Origin of the sequence: Micromonospora sp. RV43 (genome assembly GCF_001029515.1) — a bacterium.
Lineage (GTDB): Bacteria > Actinomycetota > Actinomycetes > Mycobacteriales > Micromonosporaceae > Micromonospora > Micromonospora aurantiaca.
Window position 1 is genome coordinate 1 of sequence record NZ_LEKG01000038.1, and the last position, 22,981, is coordinate 22,981.

Below are 22,981 nucleotides of genomic sequence, written 5' to 3' on the forward strand. Positions count from 1 at the left end.
GGCTGCGCCCGCCGCACCGGCAACTCGCCCTGCTCGACCGCACCCCGGAGCAGTACGCGCTGTCGGTGCTGCTCTCCTCGCTCGTCGGCTTCGCCACCCCGGCGGTCGCGTCGGCGGTGCTCTTCGTCGGCGGGGTGGCGCTGCCGGTGGCCGTACCGGTGGTGGCCAGCCTGGGCCTGGCGCTCGGCGCCGGACTGCTCGCGCACCGCACGGTCCTGGCCAAGGCGGACGCCGCCCGGGACGAGTTCCGGCAGGCGGTCTGCACCTACCTCGACCTGGTGGCGTTGCAGCTGTCCGCCGCGCACGGCCCGGTGCAGTCGCTGGAACGCGCGGCGGCGGTCTGCGACGGCTGGGTCTTCGACCGGATCCGGGAGGCGCTGCGGCTCGCGCAGCTCCAGATGCACTCGCCCTGGGACGAGTTGCAGGAGCTGGCCGAGCGCATCGGCATCCCGGAGCTGGGTGATGTGGGCGCCATCATGCGCTCCTCCGGCAGTGAGGGCGCCCAGGTGCACGAGACGTTGCGGTCCCGCGCCGACTCGCTGCGCGACCAGATCCGCACCGACAACCTGGCCCGGGCCGAGGGGGTCACCAGCAAGTTGGACATCCCCGGCTCGCTGCTGGTGTTCGTCCTGCTCGGCTTCGCCGTCTATCCGTTCCTCGCCCGTCTGTGAACCCACCTTCGAGAAGGAGACGACCATGCACCTCTACGCCTACCTGTACGTGGCGGTGAGCACCCGCCTCGCCGAGCTGCGCCGGGACTCCGAGCGCGGCGACAGCCCGGTGCCGACCGCGGTGATCATCTTCGGCCTGGTCGCGGTGGCCATGGCGGTCACCGGGCTCGCCCTGGCCAAGGCGAACAACTGGATGAACGCCATCCCGAACAACACGGCGCCGCAGGCCCCGTGATGCCCCGCCCCGCCCGTACGGTCCGGAGCCGGCCGGCGTCTGCCGGCCGGCCCGCCGGCCCGCCCGGTCCGGGGCGGTTCGCCGCCGCCCTGCGCGCCCGCCTGGCCGAGGGCGAGCGGGGCGCCAACCCGGTCGAGCTGGCCGTGGTGATGCCGGTGATCCTGGTGATGCTGTTCGGCTCGATCCAGGTCGCCGTCTGGTTCGTGGCCCGGTCCACAGCGCTGAACGCCGCGCAGACCGCTGTGAACGCCCAGCGCACGATCGACGCCGGGCCGGACGCCGGACGGCAGCGGGCGATCAGCTTCCTGCAACAGTCCGGGGACTGGCTGGTCGGCTGGGAGCAGACCGGCCCGACCTGCGTCGAGACAGCCACAGCTGTCACCTGCACGGTGCAGGGACGCTCCCTGTCGGTCATCCCGGGCGTCTCGTTCGAGGTCACGCAGACCGCGCACGGCCCGGCCGAACACTGGACCACCGGATGAGCGCCGGGCCACGGCGGGACCGGGGTTCCGTCTCGATCGAGGTGGCGGTGCTCGCGCCCGCCTTCATCGGGCTGATGGTGCTGGCCGGGGTCGCCGGGCGGACCGCGATCGCGGACGAGGCGGTGGAGTCGGCCGCCCACGACGCCGCGCGGGCCGCCTCGCTCGCCCGCACCGCCGACGACGGCGCGGAGGCCGCCGAGGTGGCGGCCCAGGACCAGCTCGGCTGGGCAGGGCTGAACTGCACCGGCCCACCCCGGATCGATCTCGCGGGCTCGGTGGCCGGGACGACGACGAGCTTCGCCGCCGCGTACCAGAGCGCCGCAGGCGTGCCGGCGACAGTGACCGTCACGGTGACCTGCACCGTCTCCTTCGACGACCTGAGCGCGCCCGGCCTGCCCGGCGTGCCGGGCGGCAAGACCGTCTCGGCGAGCTTCACCTCGCCGCTGGACACCTACCGGAGTCGCGGATGACCGGGCGGCGCGAGGCGGAGAACGGCCGGGTGAGCCTGTTCCTGGCCGTGGCGATGACGGGCGTACTCGCGATCATCGGCCTCGCCTACGACGGCGCCGGTCAACTGCGCACGCTCCAGCGCGCGGACAACCTGGCCGCCGAGGCGGCCCGCGCCGGCGGCCAGATGATCGACCGCGCGCGGGCCATCGAGGGCGGCCCGAAGCGGATCGACCAGGTCGCCGCCCGCGCCGCTGTCGCCGCCTACCTCGACGCCGCGGGCGGCGTCCGCGACCACGACGTCGACTTCCCCGTGGTCGGCACCGAGACCCAGATCCGGGTACGCGTGCAGATCACCTACAGCCGGGACCTGCTGAGTCTGTTCGGCGTGCAAGAGAACGCCACCGTCACCGGTGAGGCCACCGCTCGGGCGCTCACCGGACCACCGTAGGAAGGGAAGGCCGCCATGGGCGCACCCCGACGCTCCCCCGTCCGCCGCGCCGGCCAGGTTCTCACCGGCCTCGGCGCCCTCGTCGTGCTCGTCGGCGTGCTGGCCGGCGGGCCGGTCGCGTTGCTGGCGTTCGCCGGCAACCCGCTGCCGGATCACCTGCCCACGCTGGCCGAGGTCGGTACGGCGTTGACCAGCCGCGACGACGGCCGGCTGTTCCTGCGCGCGCTGGCGGTGGTGGGCTGGTTCGGCTGGGCCACGTTCGCGTTCTCCGTACTGGTGGAGCTGCTCGCGGCGGCGGTACGCCGGCCGGCGCCGAAGCTGCCCGGCATGCACCGCCAGCAGAAGGCCGCAGCCGCACTCGTCGGTTCGGTCGCGCTGATCCTGGTCGCGAGCCCGGCCGCGGCGAGTGCCGCCGCGCTGACCGCCCCGCAACCGGCGGTCGCCGCCGTCACCTCACCGGCCGTGGCCGCGAGCCAGGTCACCCCGCCGGCGCCGATCGCGTCGAAGGCGGACGACCCGGCCGTGTACCGGGTGGCGAAGGGCGACTACCTGGGCGAGGTGGCGGATCGCTACCTGGACGACTTCGACAGATACAAGGAGCTGGCCCGGCTGAACCGGCTCGCCGACCCGGACCGGATCCGCCCGGGTCAGCTCATCACGCTGCCGGAGGGCGCGACGGATTCGGGTGCCCGGCGGCACGCCACCGGACGGATCGTGGTCACCAAGCCGGCCGAGACGGCACCGGTCAAGCCGGGTGGCGGCGGCGCCTCGTCGACCACCCCGAAGGCGAAGCCCAAGCCCACGCCGCGGGACGCGACGCCCACCGTGGAGGCGCCTGTCGGTCAGCCGCCGGCCATGTCGGCGGGCGCGTCCCGCGCCACCGCCGAGGAGGGCATCAACCGTCCGCTCGCCATCTCGGCGGTGCTGGCCGTGGCGAGCATCGTGGGTGCGCAGATCGGCGCGCTGCTCGGGTTGCGCAAGCGGCCGGTACCCGCCCGCGCGTTGTCCAGCGGACGGCACCGGCGGGACTGAGTCAGGGCAGCCGGGCCTCGACCCGGCCGGACACGACGCGGCTGGGCAGCACGACCTGGTCGTTCGCGGCCGGGCCGTGCACCACCTCGCCGCCGTCGAGCCGGAACGCGCTGCCGTGCCAGGGGCAGACCACGCAGGCGTGGCCGTCGATCTGCTCCACCGTGCCCTCGCCGAGCGGGCCGCTCTGGTGCGGGCAGCGCTCCAGCATCACGCTGACGTCGTCGCCGTCCCGGTAGAGGATCACCGGGACGTCGTCGATCTTCTTGGTCACCAGCTCGTGCCGGGGCAGGCTGCTCAGGTCACCGACCCGGTGCCAGCCGTCGCTGATCAGGTGCAGCTCGGAGACGCTCTGGCTGGCCTGGGCGCCCTGCTTGTACGCGAGGTGCCCACCCAGGTACGCCCCACCGCTCGCGGCGGACAGCCCCAGATAGGACAGCGTCCGGCCGAGTCCGTGCCGCCCGTTGAGCCGCGCCGCCAGCGAGCCGGCGAACAACGCCAGGCCGACGGTGTTGGCGGCGGCGTGCACCAGCCCGACCCGGCGCTGGTCGCGGGTGAGTGTGGCCCAGTCGTTGAGCCCGGCGACCGCCGCGGGCACCGCGCTGACCGTACCGAGGCCCACCAGGGCGGTGGCGGCGCGGCGCTGGCCGGGCAGCAGGTCCACCACGGCGGCGGAGATCCATGCGCCGACCGGCACCTGCACCATCGCGGGGTGCAGCGGATGGCCGAGCCACACGCCGTGCAGCGCGTCGCGTACCCGCTGGGAACGCAGAGTGCCCTGGACGGCGCGCTGCAGCCGGTCACCCACCCGGTCGAGACCGGTGGCCTGTTCGAGTTTCGTCAGTAGTTCGCGCACCCGTTCCGACTTCCCGGCAGGAGAGCCCCCAAACCGGACGCCCCGGAATTCCCTCGCACGGCATCCCCGCTGGATATACTCAGGAGGCTAGCCGTATATAGGGGGTCACGATGACCAAGATTCTGGTGGACGTCGACGACGAGGTGCTCGCGGATGCCGCCGAGGCGTTCGGCACGAAGACCAAGAAGGACACGGTGAACGTCGCTCTCCGCGAGGGCGCGACGAGACTGCGCCGCGCCCGCGCGCTGGCGGAGCTGGCCGAGCGCGGACAGGCTGGTGACTTCGACGAACTGCTCGACAAGGGCACCTACCGCTCGTGAAGCTGGCCGACTACCTGATCGACACCAGCGCCCTCGTCCGGCTCCTGCGCGATCGCGAGGTGCTGGCGCGCTGGGACCAGCAGGTGACAGCGGGCCTGCTCGCCGTCTGCCCGCTGATCGAGCTGGAATTCCTCTACACCGCCCGGTCCGTCGCCGACCGGACGCGGCTGGCGGAGCAGCTCCGGGCCGCCTTCGGCTGGGTGGTCATGCCGGACCGGATCTACGAACGTGCCGCCGAGATCCAGGGCGAGCTGACCGCACGGGGGGCGCACCGGTCGGCGGGCGCGGTCGACCTGCTCATCGCCGCCACCGCCGAGTACCACGGGCTCTCGCTGCTGCATTACGACCGGGACTTCGACCAGGTCGCCGCCGTCACCGGCCAGCCGATGCGCTGGCTGACCCGGCCCGGCACGATCAAATAGGCCGTAGCCACGCCGACGCCGTCGCGGGCATGCTGAGCCCATGGGGGTACGCGTCGAGCACGCCGGTGCCGTGACCACTGTGATCCTGGACCGGCCCGAGGCTCGTAACGCCGTGGACGGGCCGACCGCACGAGCGCTGGCCGACGCGTTCCGCGCGTTCGACGCCGACCCGGACGCGGCGGTCGCCGTGCTCTGGGGCGCGGGCGGCACGTTCTGCTCCGGCGCCGACCTCAAGGCCGTCGGCACGCCGCGCGGCAACCGCGTCGAGCCCGGCGGCGACGGGCCGATGGGTCCGACCCGGATGCGACTGTCCAAGCCGGTGATCGCCGCGATCTCCGGGTACGCGGTGGCGGGCGGCCTGGAGCTGGCACTCTGGTGCGACCTGCGGGTCGCCGAGTCGGACGCCACGCTCGGCGTGTTCTGCCGACGGTGGGGCGTACCGCTGATCGACGGCGGGACGGTCCGGCTGCCCCGGCTGATCGGGGAGAGCCGCGCGATGGACCTGATCCTCACCGGCCGTGCGGTGGGCGCCGACGAGGCGTACGCGATGGGTCTGGTCAACCGGCTGGTCGCGCCGGGTGAGGCCCGCACGGCGGCGGAGGAGCTGGCCGCCGCTATCGCCCGGTCGCCGCAGACGTGCCTGCGCAACGACCGGGCGGCGGTGCTGGACGGCGCGGGGCAGCCGGAGCCGGAGGCGATGGCGACCGAGCTGGCCTACGGCCTGGAGTCGCTGGCTGTGGACGGGGTACGCGGCGCCGGCCGGTTCGCCGACGGGGCCGGCCGGCACGGCGCGCCGGCCGGTTGAGGCGTCACTTCAGCGCGCGTAGCGCGTCCTCGATGGCCCTGTGGAACGTCGGGTACGCGTAGATCATGTGCCGGAGCTGGCTGATCGGCACCGCGGCGTGCACCGCCACGACGAGGGCGGAGAGCACCTCGCCGCCGGCCGGTCCGGCCGAGGTGGCGCCGACGAGGACGCCCTGGTCGGCGTCGGCGATCAGCTTGATGAACCCGGCGTTGCCGGTCTTGTGGATCCAGCCCCGGGCCGACGAGGTGAGGTCGGCGTACCCGACCTGGACGTTGACGCCGCGCTCGCGGGCCTGCTGCTCGGTGAGGCCGACCGCGCCGACCTCGGGATCGGTGAACGTGACCCGGGGCAGCGCCCGGTAGTCGGCCACCGGGACGCTGCCGGCGCGGCAGTCGAGCCGCCCGCGCTCATCGCGCCGCCGACCGCGCTGACCACCCCGGCCGCGCCGCCGACGACACTCGCGGTGCCGCTGGCGTCCGGGCCGCCCTTGGTACGCCGCATGTGGTCGAGCACGTCCGGCACCACGATGCCGGCCTGGTACATGGCGATGTGAGTGAACGCGCCCTCGCCGGTGAGGTCGCCGACCGCCCAGATCCCGTCGGTGACGTGCATCCGGTCGTTCACCGGCAGGTAGCGCTGCCCGGCGTCCACCCCGACGGTGTCCAGGCCCAGCTCTTCCAGGTGCGCCTTGCGGCCGGTCACCACGAGCAGCTTCTCGCCGGTGAACTCGGCGCCGTCGGCGTGCACGGTGAACGTGCTGCCGTCGTGGCTCACCCGGCCGGCCTTGACCCCGGTGTGGATCTCCACCCCGTCGGCGCGCAGCGCGTCGGCGGCGAGCGCCGACGCCTCCGGCTCCTCGACCGCGAGCACCCGGTCGGCCGCCTCGATGACAGTCACCCGCACGCCGAACCGGGCGAAGACCTGGGCGAGTTCCAGCCCGATCGCGCCGCCGCCGAGCACCAGCAGCGACGCGGGCAGCTCCTCGGCCTCGATGGCCTGGTGATTGGTCCAGTACGGCGTGTCGGCCAGCCCGTCGATCGGCGGGACCGAGGGCCGGGTGCCGGTGCCGAGGACCACGCCGTAGCGGGCCTGGAAAACCTGGTCGCCGACGCGTACCCGGTTCGGGCCGTCGAGCCGCCCACTGCCTCGGACGAACCGGCCGCCCTTGCCGGTGAACCGGTCCACTGCCACCTTGTCGTCCCAGGTGTCGGTGGCCTCGGCGCGGATGCGCTTCGCCACCGGCGCCCAGTCGGGCCGCACCTGGGCGGACCCGGCCAGCTCGTTGACCCGGTGCGCCTCGGCCAGCGCGTTCGCCGCCCGGATCATCATCTTGCTCGGCACGCACCCCCAGTAGGGGCACTCGCCACCGACCAGGTCCCGTTCGATGCCGACCACGGTGAGGCCGGCCTCGGCGAGCCGCCCGGCCACCTCCTCGCCGCCGACGCCGAGCCCGACCACTACTACGTCCACCAGTTCCGGCTCCGCCATTCCGCAAGCATTCCGCACCTTCGGGACACCGACCACCGCACCGGGCCGGAATTCCCGCGCCGGTAACGAACGCGACCGCCTACCGTGGCCGCATGCACGCGCGCTTCACCCCGGTCCGGGACTGCTTCCACGACCTGTTCACGACCGGCCGGGAGACCGGTGCGTCGCTGTCGGTGTGGCACGACGGCGTACCGGTGGTGAAGTTGGTGGGCGGCACCACCGCGGCGGTCCCGCCCGGCACTGTCGTACCGGCCGCCGGGGCGGACCGGCCGTGGCGACCGGACACGCTCGTCGACGTCTACTCGGCCGGCAAGCCGGTGGTCGCGCTGTGCCTGCTGCTGCTCGTCGACCGGGGCCGGGTCGACCTGGACGCGCCGGTGTCGGCGTACTGGCCGGGTTTCCGCGCCCCGGCCACCGTGCGGCAGGTGCTCACCCACACCGCCGGGCTGCCCGCCTTCCCGGTGCCCCGGCCCGCCGCCGCCATCGCCGACTGGGACCTGCTCTGCGCCGATCTGGCGGCGGCCGAGCCCGAGTGGGCGCCGGGCGCCGTCGCGGCCGAGCACGCCTGGACGTACGGGCACCTGGTGGGCGAGCTGGTCCGCCGGGTGGACGGACGCCCGGTGGGCCGGTTCCTGGCCGAGGAGATCGCCGGACCGTGGCGCCTGGACCTGACCTTCGGGCTCGGTGAGGCCGACCGGCGGCGGTGCGCCGATCTGTCGTACGCCGATCCGGCCTGGCCGGACGCGATGCGCGGAGAGCCGGGCTCGTTGCGGGCGCGGGCGCTGGACAACCCGCCGGGCGGGCGCGACGTCGCGATGGTGAACAGCGACCTGTGGCGGGCCGCCGAGATCCCGGCGGTGAACCTGCACGCCACCGCCGCCGGGCTCGCCCGGCTCTACGCGGGCCTCCTCGCCCGCGGCGCCCTGGACGGGGTACGCCTGTTCAGCCCGGAACTGGTCACCGAGGCGACGCGGGTGCAGTACAGCGGACCGGACCTGCTGCTGGACCGTCCGGTGGACTGGACGCTCGGCATGCAGTGGGAGCCGGACGGCAGCTGGGGCATGGGCGGGATCGGCGGCAGCAGCGCCTGGGCCGACCCGGAGCGCGGCTACACCTTCGCGTACGCGACAGCCCGGCTGGCCGACCACGACCGGGTGAAGGAGCTGGTCGAGGCGTTGCACTCCTGCCTCTGACAGTCGGTCACCCTCGGTGATCCCGAGCCATCGTCACGCAGCGCATTCGACCGGCCGGGCGGCCCCGTGTTCCCTTTTTCGACTTTGCTCTGCAGCCATCGGCGCAGCACCGCGCTGAACAGGAATTTCCTCGCAGGTCCGAAAACCGCGCGAGGCCCAGGTGGTGACGTTCCGCGACCGATGCGGATATGGCTGCAGAGCAAAGGGGACGAGAGGCACACGGTCCCGGCGGGCGAGAGGTCACTTGGAGTGACCGATTCTGCCGAGCCCACACTGCCACGGGAGCGGTGCGCCGGCGTGTCCGGACACGTTCGTGCGCCGGTGATGCGCGGTGCCGACGGGACGCACGAGCCGGCGGCAGCGGGCGGCGTCAGCGCAGCCAGACCGGGTCGGCGCCGGGCACCTCCAGCGGCGGCGGGTAGTCGAGTGTGCGGCGTACCTCGTCGGGCAGCCGCCACGGCTGGTGCACCGCCTTGCCCGCCACCGACGCCAGCTCGGGCACCCAGCGCCGCACGTACGCGCCGTCGGGGTCGTAGCGTTCGGCCTGCCGTACCGGGTTGAAGCCGCGGTACGGCCGGGTGTCGTTGCCGGTGCCGGCCACCCACTGCCAGTTGCCCGAGTTGTTGACCCGGTCGCCGTCGAGCAGCCACCGGAAGAAGATTTCCAGGCCGGGCCGCCAGTCCAGCCCGAGGTGCTTGGTCAGGTAGCCGGCGGTGATCAGCCGGGCCCGGTTGTGCATCCAGCCCTCGGCGCGCAACTGACGCATGCCCGCGTCCACGATCGGCATGCCGGTCCGCCCCTCGGCCCAGGCGTCGAACGCGTGCGGGTCGTCGCGCCAGTCCTCCCGCGCGCCGCGCCGGTAGGCAACAGTGGACAGGTCGGGGAAACCGGCCACCACCTGGTGGTAGAAGTCGCGCCAGCAGAGCTGCCTGACGAACGGCCCGTCCCGGTCGCCGGCCCGGTTCGCCACCGCCAGCGGCGAGACACAACCGAACCGCAGGTACGGGCTGAGCCGCGAGGTCTCGTCGCCGGCCATGTCGTCGTGGATGTCGTCGTACCGGTCGAGGGTGGGCAGCCAGGCGGTGAGCCGGCGCCTGGCGACGGCCTCGCCACCGACGGCGGCATCCGGGCTGTCGCCCTTCGGCGGGTCCGGCAGCCGGCCCGGGTCGACGCCGTCGGGCAGCCGGACCCGCTTCGGCGCGGCCAGCTCGTCCCGCCACCGCACGCCCTGCCAGGCCCGGAAGTAGGGGCTGAAGACCCGGTAGTGGTCGCCGCCGCCGGGGCGCAGCGCGCCCGGCTCGACGATCGTCAGGCCGGGGAACAGGCGCAGGAACATCCGGTGCCTGTCGCACTCGGCGCGCAGGCGGCGTTCCCGGCGGTGGGCGTAGCGGCTCACGTCGGCGGAGAGCCCGACGCCCTCGGCGCCCACCTTCCGGGCCAGTTTCACCGTCTCGGCCACCGGGTCGCCACGCCTGATCACCAGGTCGCCGCCGCGCTTGCGCAGCGCCTCACGCAGGTCGGCCAGGCTCTGGTGCAGGAAGCGGGTGCGGTTCGGCGAGAGCTTCTGCAGCGCCGGGTCGAGCACGTAGAGCGGCACCACCCGGTCGAACGCGGAGCAGGCGGCGGCGAGCGCCGGGTGGTCGTGCACCCGCAGGTCACGGGTGAACAGCACGACCGCCGTACGGCCGGTCATCCGGCCAGGGCCGGTTCCAGTGCCGGGCCGGGCACCCGCACCGGCGTACCGGGCGGGGTGAGCAGCGCCCGCGCGGCCACCGCCATCCGGCGCCGCTGCGGCACCAGGGCACGGCGCACGAAGACGTCGTAATCCTGCGCGGCCACCTCGTCGAGGATGCCGCCGTAGAGCGCGTACGCGGTGCGCATGCACGCCTGCGAGGCCGGGTCGAGCAGCGGGATACCCGGTGCGGCGGCGACGTAGTGGGCCTGGGCGCGGGTCACCTCGTACTCGATCAGCTCGCGGATGCGCGGCGTGGTGCGGCCGGCGGCCTTGGCCGCGAGCAGGTCGTCGCGGGTGAGGTCGAACTTGGCCATGTCCTCGTCGGGCAGGTAGGTCCGGCCCCGGTCGAGGTCCTCGGCGACGTCCCGGATGAAGTTGGTGAGCTGGAACGCGAAGCCGAGCTGACGGGCGGGCTCGCGGGCGGCGGCCGGGTCGGAACTGCCCAGGATCGGCAGCATCATGGTGCCGATGACAGCGGCCGAGCCCTCCATGTAGTCGAGCAGGTCGTCGTAGGTCGGGTACGACCTGACAGTCAGATCCATCGCCATGCTGCGCAGGAACGACGCGAAGTCGTCGCGGTCCAGGTCGAACACGGCGATGGTGTGCAGCACCGCGGGGAGCAGCGGGTCGTCGACCGACGCACCGTGCAGCCCGGCGACGAATCGATCCGACCACTCGCGCAGCCGGGCGGCGCGCTCGGCCGGCGGCAGGTCCTCGGTGCGGTCGACGATCTCGTCCGCGTACCGGGTGAAGCCGTACAAGGCGTGCACATGTCGCCGTTTCCAGGCGGGAAGCAGCCGGGTGGCGAGATAGTAGGTACGGCCGTGACGGCGGTGCAGCTCGCGGCAACGGTCATAGGCAGCCGTCAGATCCGTGTCCATCGGCCCTCCTCAGTTTCGACGCAGCAATCGACGCAACTCGTAACCCTAGGGTACGCTCGCCCACATGGCCAACGACGCAGTTGCGGGTAATGCGCTCCGCGTCGCGCCGGCTCAGCCCGGGGCGACGGACGATCCGGTCCGCGGCGTACTGGCCGCGTTCACGAAAGACCTGATCAAAGGGGTCGATGAGACGCTCGCGGCGTTCCTGGCCGCGGAAGTCGAATCGCTCACCGAGATCGACGCAGCGATGGGTGGTTTCGCGGCCACGGCACGCGACTGCGTGCTGGCTGGCGGCAAGCGGGTCCGCCCCACGTTCGCGTACTGGGGATGGCGGGGTGTGGTCGGCGGGGAGGAACCGCTGTGCTCGGTGCTCCCGGCCCTGTCCGCGCTGGAGCTGCTGCACACGTTCGCGCTGGTGCACGACGACGTGATGGACGCCTCCGACACCCGGCGAGGACTGCCCACCGCGCACCGGGCCGCCGCCGCCCGGCACCGGGCCGCCGGACACACCGGCGACCCCGACCGGTACGGCGAAGCCGTGGCCGTCCTCATCGGTGACCTCTGCATGGTCTGGGCCGACCGGCTGATGGCGCACGCGGCGGTCCCGGCGGAGCGGCTGCTCGACGTGCGCCGCTGCTACGACCAGATGCGGGTGGAGACGGTCGCCGGGCAGTTCCTGGACGTGCTCGGCGAGAACGACTCGGCGAGCTGGACCGTCGACCGGGCGCTGCGGGTGGCCCGGTACAAGACCGCCAGCTACACCGTCCAGCGTCCGCTGCTGTTCGGCGCCTGTCTGGCGGGCGCCGACGCGGACGACCCACTCATCGCCGCGTACACCCGGTACGGGCTGGCCGTCGGCGAGGCGTTCCAGCTCCGCGACGACCTGCTGGGCGTCTACGGCGACCCGGAGACCACCGGCAAGCCGGCCGGGGACGACCTGCGTACCGGCAAGCCGACCGCCCTGCTGATGCTGGCCCGGCAGCTCGCCGACCCGGCGCAGCGCCGGGTCCTGGAGCGGGCCGGCTCGGTCACCTCGGCAACTGAGGTGGACCGGCTGGCCGACGTGGTCCGGGACACCGGGGCCACGGCCCGGGTGGAGCGGATGATCTCCGACCGGGTGACCGAGGCGCTCGCCGCGCTCGGCACCGCACCGATCGACGAGACCGCGCGCACCGCGCTGACCGGCCTCGCCACCGCCGCCACGGCGCGGCGGGCATGATGAGCAACTTCGTGAGCAAGGGGGCCGGAATGCGTACCGTCAAGGGACGGACCGACCGGGTGGTCGTGGTCGGCGCCGGGCTGGGTGGGCTGGCCTGCGCGCTGCATCTGGCCGGCAGCGGCCGGCAGGTGACAGTGCTGGAACGCGAGCCGGTGCCGGGCGGGCGCGCCGGGCGGCTCAGTGTCGACGGGTACGAATTCGACACCGGCCCGACAGTCCTCACCATGCCCGACCTGATCGCCGAGGCGCTCGGCGCGGTGGGCGAGGAGCTGACCGACTGGCTCGACCTGACCCCGCTCGACCCGGCGTACCGCGCCTACTACCCGGACGGGTCGACGCTCGACGTCATCACCGACACCACCCGGATGGCCGCCGAGATCGCCCGCGTCTGCGGCCCCCGGGAGGCCGACGGCTACCTGCGTTTCGTCGAGTACGCCCGCAACCTGTGGCAGTGGGAACGGGCCGACTTCATCGAGCGCAACCTGGACGCGCCGACGGACCTGCTCACCGGCAACCTGCTGAAGCTGTTCGCCGGCGGCGCCTTCCGGCGGCTCCAGACGAAGATCAACCAGTTCTTCCGCGACCCGCGTACCCAGCGGATCTTCTCCTTCCAGGCCATGTACGCGGGCCTGTCGCCGCACGACGCGCTGGCGATCTACGCGGTCATCGCGTACCTCGACTCGGTGGCCGGCGTGTGCTTCCCGCGCGGCGGCATCCACGCGGTCTCGCGTGGGATGGCCGGCGCGGCCGAGAAGCACGGCGTGCAGATCCGCTACGGCACCACGGTGACCCGGGTGGAGACCGCCAACGGCCGCGCCACCGGCGTCGTCACCGCCGACGGCGACTTCATCCCCGCCGACACGGTCGTGCTCAACCCGGACCTGCCGGTCGCCTACCAGGACCTGCTGCCGCCCAGCCGGCAGCGCAAGCTCACCTACTCGCCGTCCTGCGTGGTGCTGCACATCGGTTCGACGCAGGGCTATGGCAAGATCGCCCACCACAACATCCACTTCGGGCGGTCCTGGAAGGGCACGTTCGACGAGGTGATCCGCCGAGGCGAGCTGATGACCGACCCGTCGCTGCTGGTGACGAACCCGAGCCGCACCGACCCGTCGGTGGCGCCGGCCGGCAGGCACACCTACTACGTGCTGGCCCCGGTGCCGAACCTGGAACGGGCGCCGTTCGACTGGACGGGCGACCTCACGCAGCGGTACGCCGACCAGCTCGTCACCACTCTTGAGGAGCGCGGCTACGTCGGCTTCGGCGACGGCATCGAGGTGATGCGGGCCGTCACCCCGGCCGACTGGGCGGCGCAGGGCATGGCCGCCGGCACCCCGTTCGCCGCCTCGCACAGCCTCTTCCAGACCGGCCCGTTCCGCCCCTCCAACCTGCACCGGACGCTGGAGAACGTGGTCTTCGTCGGCTCCGGCACCCAGCCGGGCGTGGGGGTGCCGATGGTGCTGATCAGCGGCAAGATCGCCGCGGCCCGGATCACCGGGGCGATGTCGTGAGCGAGCGGGAGACCCACCTGGTCGAGCTGGTCGACGACGACGGGCTGGTGATCGGCGAGACCACGGTGGCGACCGCCCACCAGCCACCCGGGCGGCTGCACCGCGCCTTCTCGGTGCTCCTCGTCGATCCCGACGGGCGGGTGCTGTTGCAGCAGCGGGCCGCGGTCAAGACGCGGTTCCCGCTGCGCTGGGCGAACTCCTGCTGCGGGCACCCGCTGCCCGGTCAGTCGCTGACCGAGGCCGCCAACCGGCGGCTCGCCGAGGAACTCGGCGTCGACCCGGTCGACCTCACCGAGGTGGGCGTCTACCTCTACTACGCCGAGGACCCGGCGACCGGACGGGTCGAGTTCGAGTACGACCACGTGCTGCGCGCCGACGTACCCGCCGACCTGGTCACGCGGCCCGACCCGGACGAGGTGGCCGACCTGCGCTGGGTCGACCCCGGCGCGGTGGTGGCCGACCTGGACGCCCACCCCCGCGAGTACGCGCCGTGGCTCGGCGGCGTGGTCAACCGGCTGCTGCACCCCACCGACGCGTCCCGGCCGGGCGTACCGGCCACCGAGGCACCGGAGCGGTCGGGTGGCCGATGAGGCGCTGAGCGCGGGGGCCGTCGCACGCCGACTGGGCGTGGCGGTCACCACGCTGCGTACCTGGCACCAGCGCTACGGTCTCGGCCCCAGCGAGCACGTACCGGGCCACCACCGGCGGTACACGCCGGCCGACCTCGCCCGCCTGGAGATCATGCGCCGGCTGACCACCGAGGGGGTCGCGCCCGCCGAGGCCGCCCGCTGGGCCCAGCAGGCGCCGGCCGTGCTGCCTCCGGAGCGGCTCGGCCTCAAGGCACGGGCCTCGACGGTACGCGACGGCGGCGGCACCACCATCCCGGTCGGCCGGGCCGGGCCGGCGGCGCGCGGGCTGGCCCGTGCCGCCATGCGACTGGACTCGGTGACCATCGGCCGGACCATCGCCGACGCACTGGCCGCCGACGGGGTGGTGGCGACCTGGGAGGGGCTGCTGCGGCCGGTGCTCGCCGGCATCGGGGAGCGGCACGCCGCCACCTCCGCGCTGATCGAGGTGGAACACCTCATGTCCCGGTGCGTCTCCGAGGCGTTCGCCACAGTGGCGCGGACGTACCCGATGACCGGTCCGCCCCGGATCCTGCTCTCCTGCGCCGACGAGGAGCAGCACTCGCTGCCGTTGGAGGCACTCGCCGCCGCGCTGGCCGAGGTCGGTGTGAGTTATCGCATGCTCGGTGCCCGCGTACCGGTGCCGGCCCTGGTCGAGGCCGTCAACCGGACCGGTCCGGCGGCCGTGGTGCTCTGGTCGCACATCCGCGCCACAGCCGACCCGTGCCAGCTCACCGCGCTGCTGGCGGTACCGCGCCGGCCGCTGCTGGTGCTCGCCGCCGGGCCCGGCTGGCGGGCCGACTCGCTGCCGGCCGGGGTGGTCCGGCCGGTGGACCTGGCCGAGGCGTTGTCGCTGGCCGTGGCGGTACGGGACTCGCTGGACCAGTCCACGACAAGCTGAGCCCCTCTCCCGTTCCGGGTCGGCGTCCACTACGGTCGGAAAGTCCGTCTGACCCCGACCCCTCCGGGAGCGACGAATGCGTCCACGCGCCCTGTCGGCGCTCGCCCTGGGCCTGGTGCTGCTCGTCACCGGCTGCGGCGAAGCCGGCAAGTCACCCGAGAAGGCCGCCGCGCCGCCGTCGGCCTCGGCGTCCCCGTCACCGACGCCGGTGACGAAGCCCTCACCGACCCCCACCACCCCCGCGAAGCCCAAGCTGCGCCCGCTGCCGAAGAAACTGCCGGCGGGCCTGCACCGGGCCAGCGGGAGCAACGGGGTGGCGCTCACCTTCGACGACGGGCCGGATCCCCGCTACACCCCGCAGATCCTGGCCCAGCTCCGGGCGGCCCACGTGAAGGCCACCTTCTGCGTCGTCGGCAAGCAGGCCAAGCGCTACCCGGAACTGGTGGCCCGGATCGTCCGGGAGGGGCACCAGCTCTGCAATCACAGCTGGCACCACGACGTGAACCTGGGCCGGCGCTCCGCCGCCGAGATCCGATCCGACCTGGAACGGACGAACGAGGCCATCCACGCCGCCGCGCCCAAGGCGCCGATCACCTGGTTCCGCCAGCCCGGTGGCCGCTGGACGGCCGAGGAGGTCACGATCGCCAAGCAGATGGGCCTGCGCCCGCTGCACTGGAGCGTGGATCCGCAGGACTGGGACCACCCACCGGCGAAGACGATCATCAAGCGGGTGAAGGGCGCCACCCGGCACGGCTCGGTCGTGCTGATGCACGACGCGGGGGGCGACCGGGCCCAGACGATGGCCGCCTGCCGGCACCTGATCCCGGACCTGAAGCGGCGGTACGGCATCGCCCTGCCGCGCTGACCTGCGGTTTTGCCCGGCTCCACGGCCATGCCCATACCGGTTTTGTCGTCCGCGCAGGCATGACATATGCTTCTCCTGCCTCCGGCGGGGCCGGATGGGAGCAAGTCCGCTTGAAGTTGCGAGTGTGCAATGATGGCGGGGCCGCCCTCATCGTCTAGCGGCCCAGGACGCCGCCCTTTCAAGGCGGTAGCACGGGTTCGAATCCCGTTGGGGGCACGGTCCGGCTCGCGCCGGATGCAACACCAGCCAGGTCCTGTGGAGCAGTTGGAGTGCTCGCCGCCCTGTCAAGGCGGAGGTCGCGGGTTCAAGTCCCGTCAGGACCGCAAGCGCTGACGCCGCGCAGCTCGATGCGCGGCGTTCTGCGTATCGGCCCGTGCGGTAGCATGTGCCGAGCACCACGGCCAGGTAGCTCAGTTGGTACGAGCGTCCGACTGAAAATCGGAAGGTCGGCGGTTCGACCCCGCCCCTGGCCACATAGCCTTTCGCCGGGCTACAGGAGCGCCGACCAGCGGGAACGCAGGTCGGCGTTCTGCTTTGTGCGCTAGAAGCCTGCCTGTCCGGTCTGCCCGTTACCTTTTCGCTTCGATCCGGCGCCGTCGCATGGACACAGCGACCAGTCCGGCGGCGAGAACTGTCAGCACGGCACCGCCCACGAGCCACAGACGGCCCGGCACCTGTGCAGGTGCCGGTAAGGCCGTGACGAGCGTCGGGGCGGCTGCGGGCGCGGACGGTGTGGTCTGCACCTGCGCAGGTGCGGCGGTGATTCCCGCGCACAGCCCGGTGACGCCGTCGCGGGAGTTCACGCGGTACCGGGTGCCGGTGCGGAAGTCGTAGCCGCAGCTCTCCTCCTGGCGGCCCACCCTCAGCCGGAGCGTGGCCCCTGCCCGGAGGCTGCCCTTCTCGACCGATTCCACCGCGAGCTGGACCCCGGTGTCCGTCACCTCGGTGATCGTGCCGACGACGATGAGGTCGGCACGCTCGTCCGCGCCGGTGCGCGCGCAACTGCACGCCCAGGCCGGCTCCGGCGGTGAGGCGACCACGACGAGGCCGAGGCTGAGGGCGGTCAGGGCGAGCAGAATCGCGGCGCGCAGCTTCACACCGATACCGACGCTCGGACGGCCCCGGTGGTTCCATCTGCCGGGTGCGTCGCGACGGAGGCACCGCGGTGTGGAGCGGGCACTCGCGCGACGCGTCCCGCGTCTACGGTGAGCGGGCCCGCCGAGTGGCGGACAGGATGCCACCGGAAGGCCACGTGTGCGTGCGCTGCGTACGGCTCTGACGCCGGTCCTCGTACTGGCCGTGATCCTGCTCAGCGGGTGTGGCCGGGTCTCGGGGCTCCTGGACCGAGTCTCCCTGTTCCATCCGGTCTGGGCCGCCGACGGCTGGGTCTACTACCTGCGGGAGGTGACCTCGACCTCGGGCTCGGGAGTAGCCGAGGTGTGGCGGCAGCGACCCGATGGGAGCGCCGAGAAACCCGTTCTCAGGCACGCGCCAGCGGTATCCACCTGCGAAGCGGGCTTGTTCAGCTTCCTCTTCGCCGGCCCCGGCGGCGACCTCGGGGTGGCCCTCGAATGCGGCTGGGACGGAACCGAGCTGCTCAGCTACTCGCCGGCCGACAGGACGTTCGAGCCTCTGGCGTCGACGCGTTTCCTCGCCGAAGCCGCACTCGTGAACCGTGGCGGCGGGGGATATGTGGAGGCGCCCCGGGAGTGCGGTCCGGGGGGAGTCCAGTTGCTCGCCGACGGGAAGGCGTACGAGTTCGGCTCTCCGGTGACGGTGGGCGGAGTGACCTTCAACCTGAGCGGCGGTGACACGGATTGCGAGTCGACGGTGCTGGCGCGGTCGCCTGCGGTGCTGGGTGAACGGCTGTTCTTCATCACCGCGCCCGACTCCGTCGGCAGGTTGCCGCTGCCGCCCGAGGTGAGTCCGGACGATCTCACCTGGCACCTGACGGAGTGGGACGTCGGATCGGCCACAGCCAGGTTCATCACGGAGCTTCCCGGCCTCGCCGACCTGGCGGTGTCGCCGGACGGCCGGTCGGTGATCGCCGCCGTCGCGTCGGACCACGCGGGCGGGGTCTGGTCGGTCGACGTCCGCACCGGGAAGAAGACGAGGATCGCCGGCGGCGCCCGCGCCTACCACCCGAGCTTCTCGCCGGACGGGAAGCGGTTCGTCTACGTCGAAAAGCTCGAACGGCTGAAATTCGCCGAGGCACGGTAGCCGCCGGCGCACAAAAGAGGTCCCCACCGGCGTGCAGGCCGGTGGGGACCTCGTGGCATCCGCTCAGACAGCGGCGGGCTGCTCCGCCGCGTCCGAGGCGCAACAGGCGCTCTCGGTCGCCTTCGCCAGCTGCGGCGAGTCGGCCTTGACCGTGTAGACCTCCCACGGCTCGTCGCCGGGGCCGCGTACCCAGACCTTGTCCTGGAGCGCGTAGCAGCACTCGGTGTCGTTCTCCTCCAGCGTGATCAGGCCGGACTCGGTGAGGCGGTTGGTCGCGGCGTTGACCTCCTCGGTGGTGGACACCTCGACCCCGAGGTGGTCCATCACCGTCGGCAGGCCGGGCTCACCTTCGAGGAGTACGAGCTTCAGCGGCGGGTTCTCCACCGCGAAGTTGGCGTAGCCGGGGCGGCGCTTGGCCGGCTCGACGCCGAACAGCTTGCTGTAGAAGGCCACGGAGCCTTCGAGGTCGGACACGCGCAGGGCGAGCTGGACGCGGGACATGGGAACCCCCTGTCTAGATGTTCATCGAAGCAGTCTCCACCCTGCCTCTTGATTCGAAGTCTGTCAACCTAGAGAAATGTCGAAACAGGCGCCGATGTTCGAGCCTCTCGGCCTCTTGCGCGAACAGGTTTGCGATGCAAATCTGTTTGGGTCACAGCGCTACGGCTGCCGGGAGGAACCATGCCGTCCGAGTCACCCCGCGAGGACGATGCCCAGGAACTGCTCGCCTCGATGACCACCCTCCGCCGGCAGGCGCGGGCGGCCCGTCAGGCGTACTGGCTTCCGCTCCTGCTCTTCGGGGTGCTCATCGCGGCGGCCGCGCCGCTGTACGTGGAGTCGGCGGAGCCACCCGCGCTGCGCGCCGGGCCCGACGGTCCTGTCCTGACCGGTCTCGGCGGCGGCTTCCTGGAGAAGTCGACCGCTCTGGGCTGGTACTGGCTGGCCGCGCTCGTCGGCGGCTACCTGGCCGGCCTGGCCTGGTACCGCTGGCACGGCCGGCGAGCGGGCGTTCAGACCCCGACCCGTGCGTACGTCATCGCCGGCATCGCGGGCACACTCGTCGGCCTCGCCCTTCCGGTCGTCCTGGAGTTCCTGCTGTTCAACACCAGCGCACCCGTTTCGGGCGGCACCAGTTGGCTGACCGGTCCGCTGCTCGGCCTCGCCAACCGGGGCATGCTGCCGCACCTCGTGATCGCCGTGGGCCTGGCGGTCCTCGCCCACCTCGAACGCAGCCGTAGCCTGTGGGTCGTGGTCGGGCTCTACACCGTCGTGCTCGTCGCCGTGAACGCCTGGTTCCAGGTCTCCGACCTGCAACCGGGTGATCTGACCCGGTTCAGCTTCATGCTTGCGGCAATGCTCCCGGCACTGGTCCTGCTGATCGGCGGGGGTCTGACGCTCGCCGCCGCGAAGAAGCAGCACAATGGGTACGCGTGAGCACCGTGGACGACCCTCGCGCGGGCGGGCCATTCCCGACGAACGGTCTCGACGACACGGTCCACCAGCGGCACCGGCTCGGCATCCTGACCATCGCCGCCGAAGGCGAGCGGGTGGAGGTGGCCTATCTCCGGGAGGCCCTCGAACTCACCGCGGGCAACCTGTCCCGGCACCTCACCGTGCTGGAGGAGGCACGCCTGATCCAGGTGGAGAAGGGTTACCACGGACGTCGTCCGCGGACGTGGATCCGGATCACCAGGGAGGGACGTCAGGCCCTGCAGTCTGAGATCGCCGCCCTCCAGGAACTCCTCCGCCGCCACCAGCAGGCCGCACAGCCCTCCACCTCGGCCGGTCCGGACGACTTCCCACCCGCGTGACGCCCTCCCCGGTCACCCGATCCCGGACGGACGGGCGGCGGGACCGGCGGCGGGCGGTCAGGTCTTTGGGGGGCGGCGGTCCTGGGTGGGGCTGCCCTGGATCGCCTCCCAGACGCTCCGGCCGGCCTGCCGGAGTGCCTGTCCGGCCCGTCCCGCCAACTGTGCCGCCTCGGCGGCGGCGCTCGCCGGCTGGCCGGCCCCGCCCGGGCGCTCCGAACCGCGCTTCTTCTCGGTGGGACGTTCCGCCGACGGGCCCGCACCGGCGCCCTGCCCCGATCCGGCGGCACGCTCGGACTCCGTCCGCGCCGGGCGCCGGGGCGGCTCGGGTGCCTCGATCGGGCCGGACACCGCCGGAGCGGTGCGCTCGACCACCTCGCCGGCCGCGGCCACCGTACGACCGGTCTGGTCCACCACCGGCGCGGCGAGCCGGTGCACGTCGTCCAGGGTGACACCGGCCGAGCGGGCCAGCGCGTCGATCAGCTGCGGGTTCCGGTCGATCGTGGTCAGCGCCCGGTCCAGGATCTGCACCAGCTTCTCCAGCCGTACCTTGAGCAGCGCCTCGGCGCTCACCCCGGTGATGTCCAGCTCGACGCCCTCCAGGTGCACCCGGACTCCGGCGTCGAGCTGGAGCAGGTTGGCCAGCCGGGCGCGCAGCGACAGGTCTGCGTCGAGCCCGTCCACCGCGAGCCGGATCTCGTCGACTGTCAGCTCAGGCACGTCGAGCAAAACGTCCGGCTCCGACTCGGGACCGGCCGGCGAGCCGGTCAGTTCGTCACCGGGGTCCGGCACTGGTTCGGTGGCTCGGCTGTCGGTCATGCTCCCCGCTCTCCCATCGGTCCGATCGGCCGCGGTTACCCGCTTTCCGGTACGGCATCCGTCGCCCACCCCCCACCTCGCGGACGCCCGCCCTGACCTCCCGGAAGCCCCGCCGGGGCACCTCCCGGAAGCGCCGTCGCGCCTTGCGCAGAGCGCCTGTCCCACCACTCAGCGCTGTCGGGAACCGTTGTTCCCGGTGTCCGGAAGCGGGCGGAACGGAAGCTGCACACCGAGACATGAGCCGGTATGGTCCGGACCTATGGGACAGGAGATGGCCGATCCGGATGAGGTCCGGCAGGAATCCGACCGCTTCTCCCTCCGCAGCAGCCTGCTCGTTCCGGCGTCCGCCGAGCGGGCGTACGCCGTCTTCACCGGCGCGCTCGCCGACTGGTGGGTGCGCGAATACACCTGGTCCGGCCCGGAGGCGCTCGCCGCGATCGGCATCGAGCCGCGGGCCGGCGGCATGCTCTACGAGATCGGCCCGTACGGCTTCCGCAACGACTGGGGCCGCGTGCTGACCTGGGATCCGCCCCGGCGCCTGGTGTTCACCTGGCAGATCGGCCCGGACCGGGTGCCGGTGCCGGATCCGGCGCGGGCCAGCGAGGTGGAGGTCCTGTTCCACGCCGGCGGTCCGGAGCGGACCCGGGTGGACGTCGAGCACCGCTACTTCGACCGGCACGGCACGGCGGCCGAGGGCTACCGCGAGGCGCTCACCGCGGGCTGGCACGAACTGCTCTGCCGCTACCTGGCGACCGTCGCCCGCACCAGCGCCTGACCCGCACCGACCGGACAGCAGCCCGTCAGCCGGCGATACCGGGCGCCGCGCCGGTCCCGGCCACGCCGGTGCCACCGAGGTCGGCCCGGCGGCCGGCGTCCGCGCCGGAACCGAAGCCACCGCCCGCCAGCCGCCGTCGCGGGGCGGTGCGCAACCGGGGGTACGCCTCGGCGACCCGGCGCTGGACCCGATCGGAGCGGTCGGCGAGCACCAGAGCCGTGGAGGTTCCGCCCGACTCCGCCACCGCCTTGCTCTCGGCCGCGCGCAGTCGTTCCGCGACGACGTACGCGAACCCGGCCAGCCAGGTACGCCGGAACGCCGCCGGGTGCTCCCCGGCCGGTACGACAGCACCGGCGAGCCCGTGCGCGGCCTGCACCAGTAGCGAGGTGAACAGCAGCTCGACCCGTTCCAGGTCGCTGGCGAAGCCGAACAGGTGCATGACGAAGCCGTTGCCCTGCCGGCGGCGTACGCATCGGCACCGCAGCGGTTCGGCGATCGCCGCGAGCAGGCCGGCCTTGTCCCGGGCGTACGGCGCGATCACGTCGACGGTCCGGTCACCGACCGGGTCGGCGGCCGGGTCACGGGCGGCGAGCAGCGCCCGGTCGACGCCGTAGCGGGCGATCAGCTCGGTGGCCTTGGCCATGAAGGCGGCCGACTCGGCGGGCGTGCAGGCCGGGTCCTCGGCCTGGGCGAGCAGCTTGCGCACCTTGCTGAGCATCGCCTCGGACATGCACCCAGAGCTACCACAGCCGGGGGGCCGGGCCGCGCGCCGGGCTCAGTCCGACCGGCTGCGCAGCGTGGCGATGGTCGACCCGGCGAGCGTGAGCAGGCAGTCGGGCAGCAGCCCGTCGGCAGCCGCCGCCCCGAACAGCGCTTCGCCGGTGTCCGCGTCGTCGTTGGCGCACGCGCTGACGAAGCGGGCCACCCAGCGGGTGTCGTAGTCGGCCTGGTCGATGCCGGGAAAGTCGAGGGCGGCGCCGCCGCCCGGGGTGTCGTCGCCGAGCATGGTGGCGGCGAGGCACCACGCCACTCCGTACGCCCCGGCGAGGCCGGAGCGGTCCACCACCGCGTCGAACGTGCCCACCACGCCGGCGCCGTCACCGGCGAGGGCGGAACGGAGCACGGCGGTCGCGTCGTCGAGCGTCTGCTGTGCTTCGTCGTTCACCCGCGGAACAGTATCGCCGGGGGTCAAGCCGTGACCCGGAAACGGCCCGTCGACCAC

Annotated in this window: 27 protein-coding genes, 3 tRNA genes and 1 pseudogene; 22 read left to right on the top strand and 9 right to left on the bottom strand. The window is 73.1% G+C overall.

All coding sequences use genetic code 11. The annotated features are described in order from the left end of the window. The 6 genes from ABD52_RS12210 to ABD52_RS12235 form a co-directional block, all read left to right on the top strand. The coding region (locus ABD52_RS12210; protein WP_047891866.1) for a type II secretion system F family protein at nt 1–671 on the top strand (671 nt) is incomplete at its 5' end. Between the two features lie 25 nt (nt 672–696). Then, nucleotides 697–906, top strand: a complete 210-nt coding sequence (locus tag ABD52_RS12215; RefSeq protein WP_013283462.1) for a hypothetical protein — start codon at nt 697–699, stop codon at nt 904–906. Next, nucleotides 906–1,388, top strand: a complete 483-nt coding sequence (locus ABD52_RS12220) for a TadE family protein (RefSeq protein ID WP_047891890.1) — start codon at nt 906–908, stop codon at nt 1,386–1,388. The genes ABD52_RS12215 and ABD52_RS12220 overlap by 1 nt, the downstream gene beginning before the upstream one ends. Next, complete coding sequence (locus tag ABD52_RS12225) at nt 1,385–1,858, top strand: TadE/TadG family type IV pilus assembly protein (RefSeq protein ID WP_047891867.1); 474 nt, start codon at nt 1,385–1,387, stop codon at nt 1,856–1,858. Before ABD52_RS12220 ends, ABD52_RS12225 begins: the two co-directional genes overlap by 4 nt. Beyond that, a complete protein-coding gene (locus ABD52_RS12230) occupies nt 1,855–2,286 on the top strand; it encodes a pilus assembly protein TadG-related protein (RefSeq protein WP_047891868.1) in 432 nt (143 codons plus the stop codon). The genes ABD52_RS12225 and ABD52_RS12230 overlap by 4 nt, the downstream gene beginning before the upstream one ends. A 15-nt stretch (nt 2,287–2,301) precedes the next feature. Continuing rightward, nucleotides 2,302–3,318, top strand: a complete 1,017-nt coding sequence (locus ABD52_RS12235; protein ID WP_013283458.1) for a LysM peptidoglycan-binding domain-containing protein — start codon at nt 2,302–2,304, stop codon at nt 3,316–3,318. A 1-nt stretch (nt 3,319) separates the two neighbouring features. Here the strand turns inward: ABD52_RS12235 and ABD52_RS12240 are convergent, their stop codons facing one another. After that, entirely contained in the window at nt 3,320–4,171 is an 852-nt protein-coding gene (locus ABD52_RS12240) for a Rieske 2Fe-2S domain-containing protein (RefSeq protein ID WP_013283457.1), read from the bottom strand. Between the two features lie 110 nt (nt 4,172–4,281). On the opposite strand from ABD52_RS12240, the gene ABD52_RS12245 reads away from it, so the two are divergent. From ABD52_RS12245 to ABD52_RS12255, 3 genes are read left to right on the top strand one after another with little or no spacing between them, the layout of a single operon-like run. After that, nucleotides 4,282–4,491, top strand: a complete 210-nt coding sequence (locus ABD52_RS12245; protein WP_047891869.1) for a type II toxin-antitoxin system VapB family antitoxin — start codon at nt 4,282–4,284, stop codon at nt 4,489–4,491. After that, nucleotides 4,488–4,913: a PIN domain nuclease gene (locus ABD52_RS12250; protein WP_047891870.1), complete on the top strand. Its 426-nt coding sequence runs from the start codon at nt 4,488–4,490 to the stop codon at nt 4,911–4,913. The genes ABD52_RS12245 and ABD52_RS12250 overlap by 4 nt, the downstream gene beginning before the upstream one ends. A gap of 40 nt (nt 4,914–4,953) precedes the next feature. Then, nucleotides 4,954–5,718, top strand: a complete 765-nt coding sequence (locus ABD52_RS12255; RefSeq protein ID WP_047891871.1) for a crotonase/enoyl-CoA hydratase family protein — start codon at nt 4,954–4,956, stop codon at nt 5,716–5,718. A 4-nt stretch (nt 5,719–5,722) separates the two neighbouring features. On the opposite strand, the pseudogene ABD52_RS12260 reads toward ABD52_RS12255, so the two are convergent. Continuing rightward, nucleotides 5,723–7,206 (bottom strand): annotated as a pseudogene (locus tag ABD52_RS12260) (NAD(P)/FAD-dependent oxidoreductase). A gap of 92 nt (nt 7,207–7,298) precedes the next feature. On the opposite strand from ABD52_RS12260, the gene ABD52_RS12265 reads away from it, so the two are divergent. Further along, on the top strand, nt 7,299–8,399 hold the full coding sequence (locus tag ABD52_RS12265) for a serine hydrolase (RefSeq protein ID WP_047891872.1): 1,101 nt from the start codon (nt 7,299–7,301) through the stop codon (nt 8,397–8,399). 370 nt (nt 8,400–8,769) lie between these two features. Here ABD52_RS12265 and ABD52_RS12270 read toward each other — a convergent pair whose 3' ends face one another. Further along, on the bottom strand, nt 8,770–10,092 hold the full coding sequence (locus tag ABD52_RS12270; protein WP_047891873.1) for a deoxyribodipyrimidine photo-lyase: 1,323 nt from the start codon (nt 10,090–10,092) through the stop codon (nt 8,770–8,772). Continuing rightward, the gene (locus ABD52_RS12275; protein ID WP_047891874.1) at nt 10,089–11,015 is read right to left on the bottom strand and encodes a phytoene/squalene synthase family protein; all 927 of its coding nucleotides are present in this window, start codon (nt 11,013–11,015) and stop codon (nt 10,089–10,091) included. The genes ABD52_RS12270 and ABD52_RS12275 overlap by 4 nt, the downstream gene beginning before the upstream one ends. A gap of 64 nt (nt 11,016–11,079) precedes the next feature. Here ABD52_RS12275 and ABD52_RS12280 point away from each other — a divergent pair, with 64 nt between their 5' ends. From ABD52_RS12280 to ABD52_RS12315, 8 genes are all read left to right on the top strand, one after another. Continuing rightward, nucleotides 11,080–12,234 carry a polyprenyl synthetase family protein gene (locus ABD52_RS12280; RefSeq protein ID WP_047891875.1) on the top strand — a complete coding sequence of 385 codons (1,155 nt, stop codon included), beginning with the start codon at nt 11,080–11,082 and terminating at the stop codon, nt 12,232–12,234. Between the two features lie 29 nt (nt 12,235–12,263). Further along, nucleotides 12,264–13,745: a phytoene desaturase family protein gene (gene crtI / locus ABD52_RS12285; RefSeq protein ID WP_063778306.1), complete on the top strand. Its 1,482-nt coding sequence runs from the start codon at nt 12,264–12,266 to the stop codon at nt 13,743–13,745. Beyond that, nucleotides 13,742–14,335 (top strand): isopentenyl-diphosphate Delta-isomerase, encoded by a 594-nt coding sequence (gene idi / locus ABD52_RS12290; RefSeq protein ID WP_047891876.1) that lies wholly within the window; start codon nt 13,742–13,744, stop codon nt 14,333–14,335. The genes crtI and idi overlap by 4 nt, the downstream gene beginning before the upstream one ends. Further along, on the top strand, nt 14,325–15,272 hold the full coding sequence (locus ABD52_RS12295) for a MerR family transcriptional regulator (protein WP_047891877.1): 948 nt from the start codon (nt 14,325–14,327) through the stop codon (nt 15,270–15,272). The genes idi and ABD52_RS12295 overlap by 11 nt, the downstream gene beginning before the upstream one ends. 76 nt (nt 15,273–15,348) lie before the next feature. Continuing rightward, a complete protein-coding gene (locus ABD52_RS12300; RefSeq protein ID WP_047891878.1) occupies nt 15,349–16,137 on the top strand; it encodes a polysaccharide deacetylase family protein in 789 nt (262 codons plus the stop codon). A 143-nt stretch (nt 16,138–16,280) separates the two neighbouring features. Continuing rightward, nucleotides 16,281–16,353 (top strand) — tRNA-Glu (locus ABD52_RS12305). 33 nt (nt 16,354–16,386) lie between these two features. Further along, nucleotides 16,387–16,460: transfer RNA gene (locus tag ABD52_RS12310), tRNA-Asp, on the top strand. 76 nt (nt 16,461–16,536) lie between these two features. Beyond that, a tRNA-Phe gene (locus ABD52_RS12315) sits at nt 16,537–16,610 on the top strand. Nucleotides 16,611–16,706: 96 nt separating this feature from the next. On the opposite strand, the gene ABD52_RS12320 is transcribed toward ABD52_RS12315, so the two are convergent. Next, the gene (locus ABD52_RS12320) at nt 16,707–17,234 is read right to left on the bottom strand and encodes a hypothetical protein (RefSeq protein WP_047891879.1); all 528 of its coding nucleotides are present in this window, start codon (nt 17,232–17,234) and stop codon (nt 16,707–16,709) included. Nucleotides 17,235–17,436: 202 nt separating this feature from the next. On the opposite strand from ABD52_RS12320, the gene ABD52_RS12325 reads away from it, so the two are divergent. Beyond that, a complete protein-coding gene (locus ABD52_RS12325) occupies nt 17,437–18,357 on the top strand; it encodes a hypothetical protein (RefSeq protein ID WP_235437447.1) in 921 nt (306 codons plus the stop codon). 63 nt (nt 18,358–18,420) lie between these two features. On the opposite strand, the gene ABD52_RS12330 is transcribed toward ABD52_RS12325, so the two are convergent. Then, nucleotides 18,421–18,858: an ArsI/CadI family heavy metal resistance metalloenzyme gene (locus ABD52_RS12330; protein ID WP_013283444.1), complete on the bottom strand. Its 438-nt coding sequence runs from the start codon at nt 18,856–18,858 to the stop codon at nt 18,421–18,423. 180 nt (nt 18,859–19,038) lie between these two features. Between ABD52_RS12330 and ABD52_RS12335 the strand changes: the two genes are divergently transcribed. Together ABD52_RS12335 and ABD52_RS12340 are read left to right on the top strand one after the other, a co-directional pair. Next, a complete protein-coding gene (locus ABD52_RS12335; protein ID WP_047891881.1) occupies nt 19,039–19,791 on the top strand; it encodes a hypothetical protein in 753 nt (250 codons plus the stop codon). Continuing rightward, a complete protein-coding gene (locus ABD52_RS12340; protein ID WP_013283442.1) occupies nt 19,788–20,168 on the top strand; it encodes a transcriptional regulator in 381 nt (126 codons plus the stop codon). Before ABD52_RS12335 ends, ABD52_RS12340 begins: the two co-directional genes overlap by 4 nt. Before the next feature lie 57 nt (nt 20,169–20,225). Here the strand turns inward: ABD52_RS12340 and ABD52_RS12345 are convergent, their stop codons facing one another. Continuing rightward, nucleotides 20,226–20,984: a hypothetical protein gene (locus ABD52_RS12345; RefSeq protein WP_047891882.1), complete on the bottom strand. Its 759-nt coding sequence runs from the start codon at nt 20,982–20,984 to the stop codon at nt 20,226–20,228. Between the two features lie 259 nt (nt 20,985–21,243). On the opposite strand from ABD52_RS12345, the gene ABD52_RS12350 reads away from it, so the two are divergent. Then, nucleotides 21,244–21,759, top strand: coding sequence for an SRPBCC family protein (locus ABD52_RS12350; protein WP_041784039.1), 516 nt, complete (start codon nt 21,244–21,246; stop codon nt 21,757–21,759). A gap of 25 nt (nt 21,760–21,784) precedes the next feature. Here ABD52_RS12350 and ABD52_RS12355 read toward each other — a convergent pair whose 3' ends face one another. Further along, a complete protein-coding gene (locus ABD52_RS12355; RefSeq protein WP_047891883.1) occupies nt 21,785–22,489 on the bottom strand; it encodes a DUF2786 domain-containing protein in 705 nt (234 codons plus the stop codon). A 45-nt stretch (nt 22,490–22,534) separates the two neighbouring features. Then, nucleotides 22,535–22,924 carry a hypothetical protein gene (locus tag ABD52_RS12360; protein ID WP_013283438.1) on the bottom strand — a complete coding sequence of 130 codons (390 nt, stop codon included), beginning with the start codon at nt 22,922–22,924 and terminating at the stop codon, nt 22,535–22,537. Nucleotides 22,925–22,981: the final 57 nt, after the last annotated feature.

Bases quoted from the DNA above. Each gene is read 5' to 3' on its own strand.
- ABD52_RS12345 (WP_047891882.1), bottom strand. From the start codon at position 20,984: ATGACCGACAGCCGAGCCACCGAACCAGTGCCGGACCCCGGTGACGAA.
- ABD52_RS12330 (WP_013283444.1), bottom strand. From the start codon at position 18,858: ATGTCCCGCGTCCAGCTCGCCCTGCGCGTGTCCGACCTCGAAGGCTCC.
- ABD52_RS12220 (WP_047891890.1), top strand. From the start codon at position 906: ATGCCCCGCCCCGCCCGTACGGTCCGGAGCCGGCCGGCGTCTGCCGGC.
- ABD52_RS12335 (WP_047891881.1), top strand. From the start codon at position 19,039: ATGCCGTCCGAGTCACCCCGCGAGGACGATGCCCAGGAACTGCTCGCC.
- ABD52_RS12215 (WP_013283462.1), top strand. From the start codon at position 697: ATGCACCTCTACGCCTACCTGTACGTGGCGGTGAGCACCCGCCTCGCC.
- ABD52_RS12235 (WP_013283458.1), top strand. From the start codon at position 2,302: ATGGGCGCACCCCGACGCTCCCCCGTCCGCCGCGCCGGCCAGGTTCTC.
- ABD52_RS12230 (WP_047891868.1), top strand. From the start codon at position 1,855: ATGACCGGGCGGCGCGAGGCGGAGAACGGCCGGGTGAGCCTGTTCCTG.
- ABD52_RS12275 (WP_047891874.1), bottom strand. From the start codon at position 11,015: ATGGACACGGATCTGACGGCTGCCTATGACCGTTGCCGCGAGCTGCAC.
- ABD52_RS12225 (WP_047891867.1), top strand. From the start codon at position 1,385: ATGAGCGCCGGGCCACGGCGGGACCGGGGTTCCGTCTCGATCGAGGTG.
- ABD52_RS12255 (WP_047891871.1), top strand. From the start codon at position 4,954: ATGGGGGTACGCGTCGAGCACGCCGGTGCCGTGACCACTGTGATCCTG.
- ABD52_RS12280 (WP_047891875.1), top strand. From the start codon at position 11,080: ATGGCCAACGACGCAGTTGCGGGTAATGCGCTCCGCGTCGCGCCGGCT.
- ABD52_RS12350 (WP_041784039.1), top strand. From the start codon at position 21,244: ATGGGACAGGAGATGGCCGATCCGGATGAGGTCCGGCAGGAATCCGAC.
- ABD52_RS12245 (WP_047891869.1), top strand. From the start codon at position 4,282: ATGACCAAGATTCTGGTGGACGTCGACGACGAGGTGCTCGCGGATGCC.
- ABD52_RS12265 (WP_047891872.1), top strand. From the start codon at position 7,299: ATGCACGCGCGCTTCACCCCGGTCCGGGACTGCTTCCACGACCTGTTC.
- ABD52_RS12300 (WP_047891878.1), top strand. From the start codon at position 15,349: ATGCGTCCACGCGCCCTGTCGGCGCTCGCCCTGGGCCTGGTGCTGCTC.
- ABD52_RS12270 (WP_047891873.1), bottom strand. From the start codon at position 10,092: ATGACCGGCCGTACGGCGGTCGTGCTGTTCACCCGTGACCTGCGGGTG.
- crtI (WP_063778306.1), top strand. From the start codon at position 12,264: ATGCGTACCGTCAAGGGACGGACCGACCGGGTGGTCGTGGTCGGCGCC.
- ABD52_RS12355 (WP_047891883.1), bottom strand. From the start codon at position 22,489: ATGTCCGAGGCGATGCTCAGCAAGGTGCGCAAGCTGCTCGCCCAGGCC.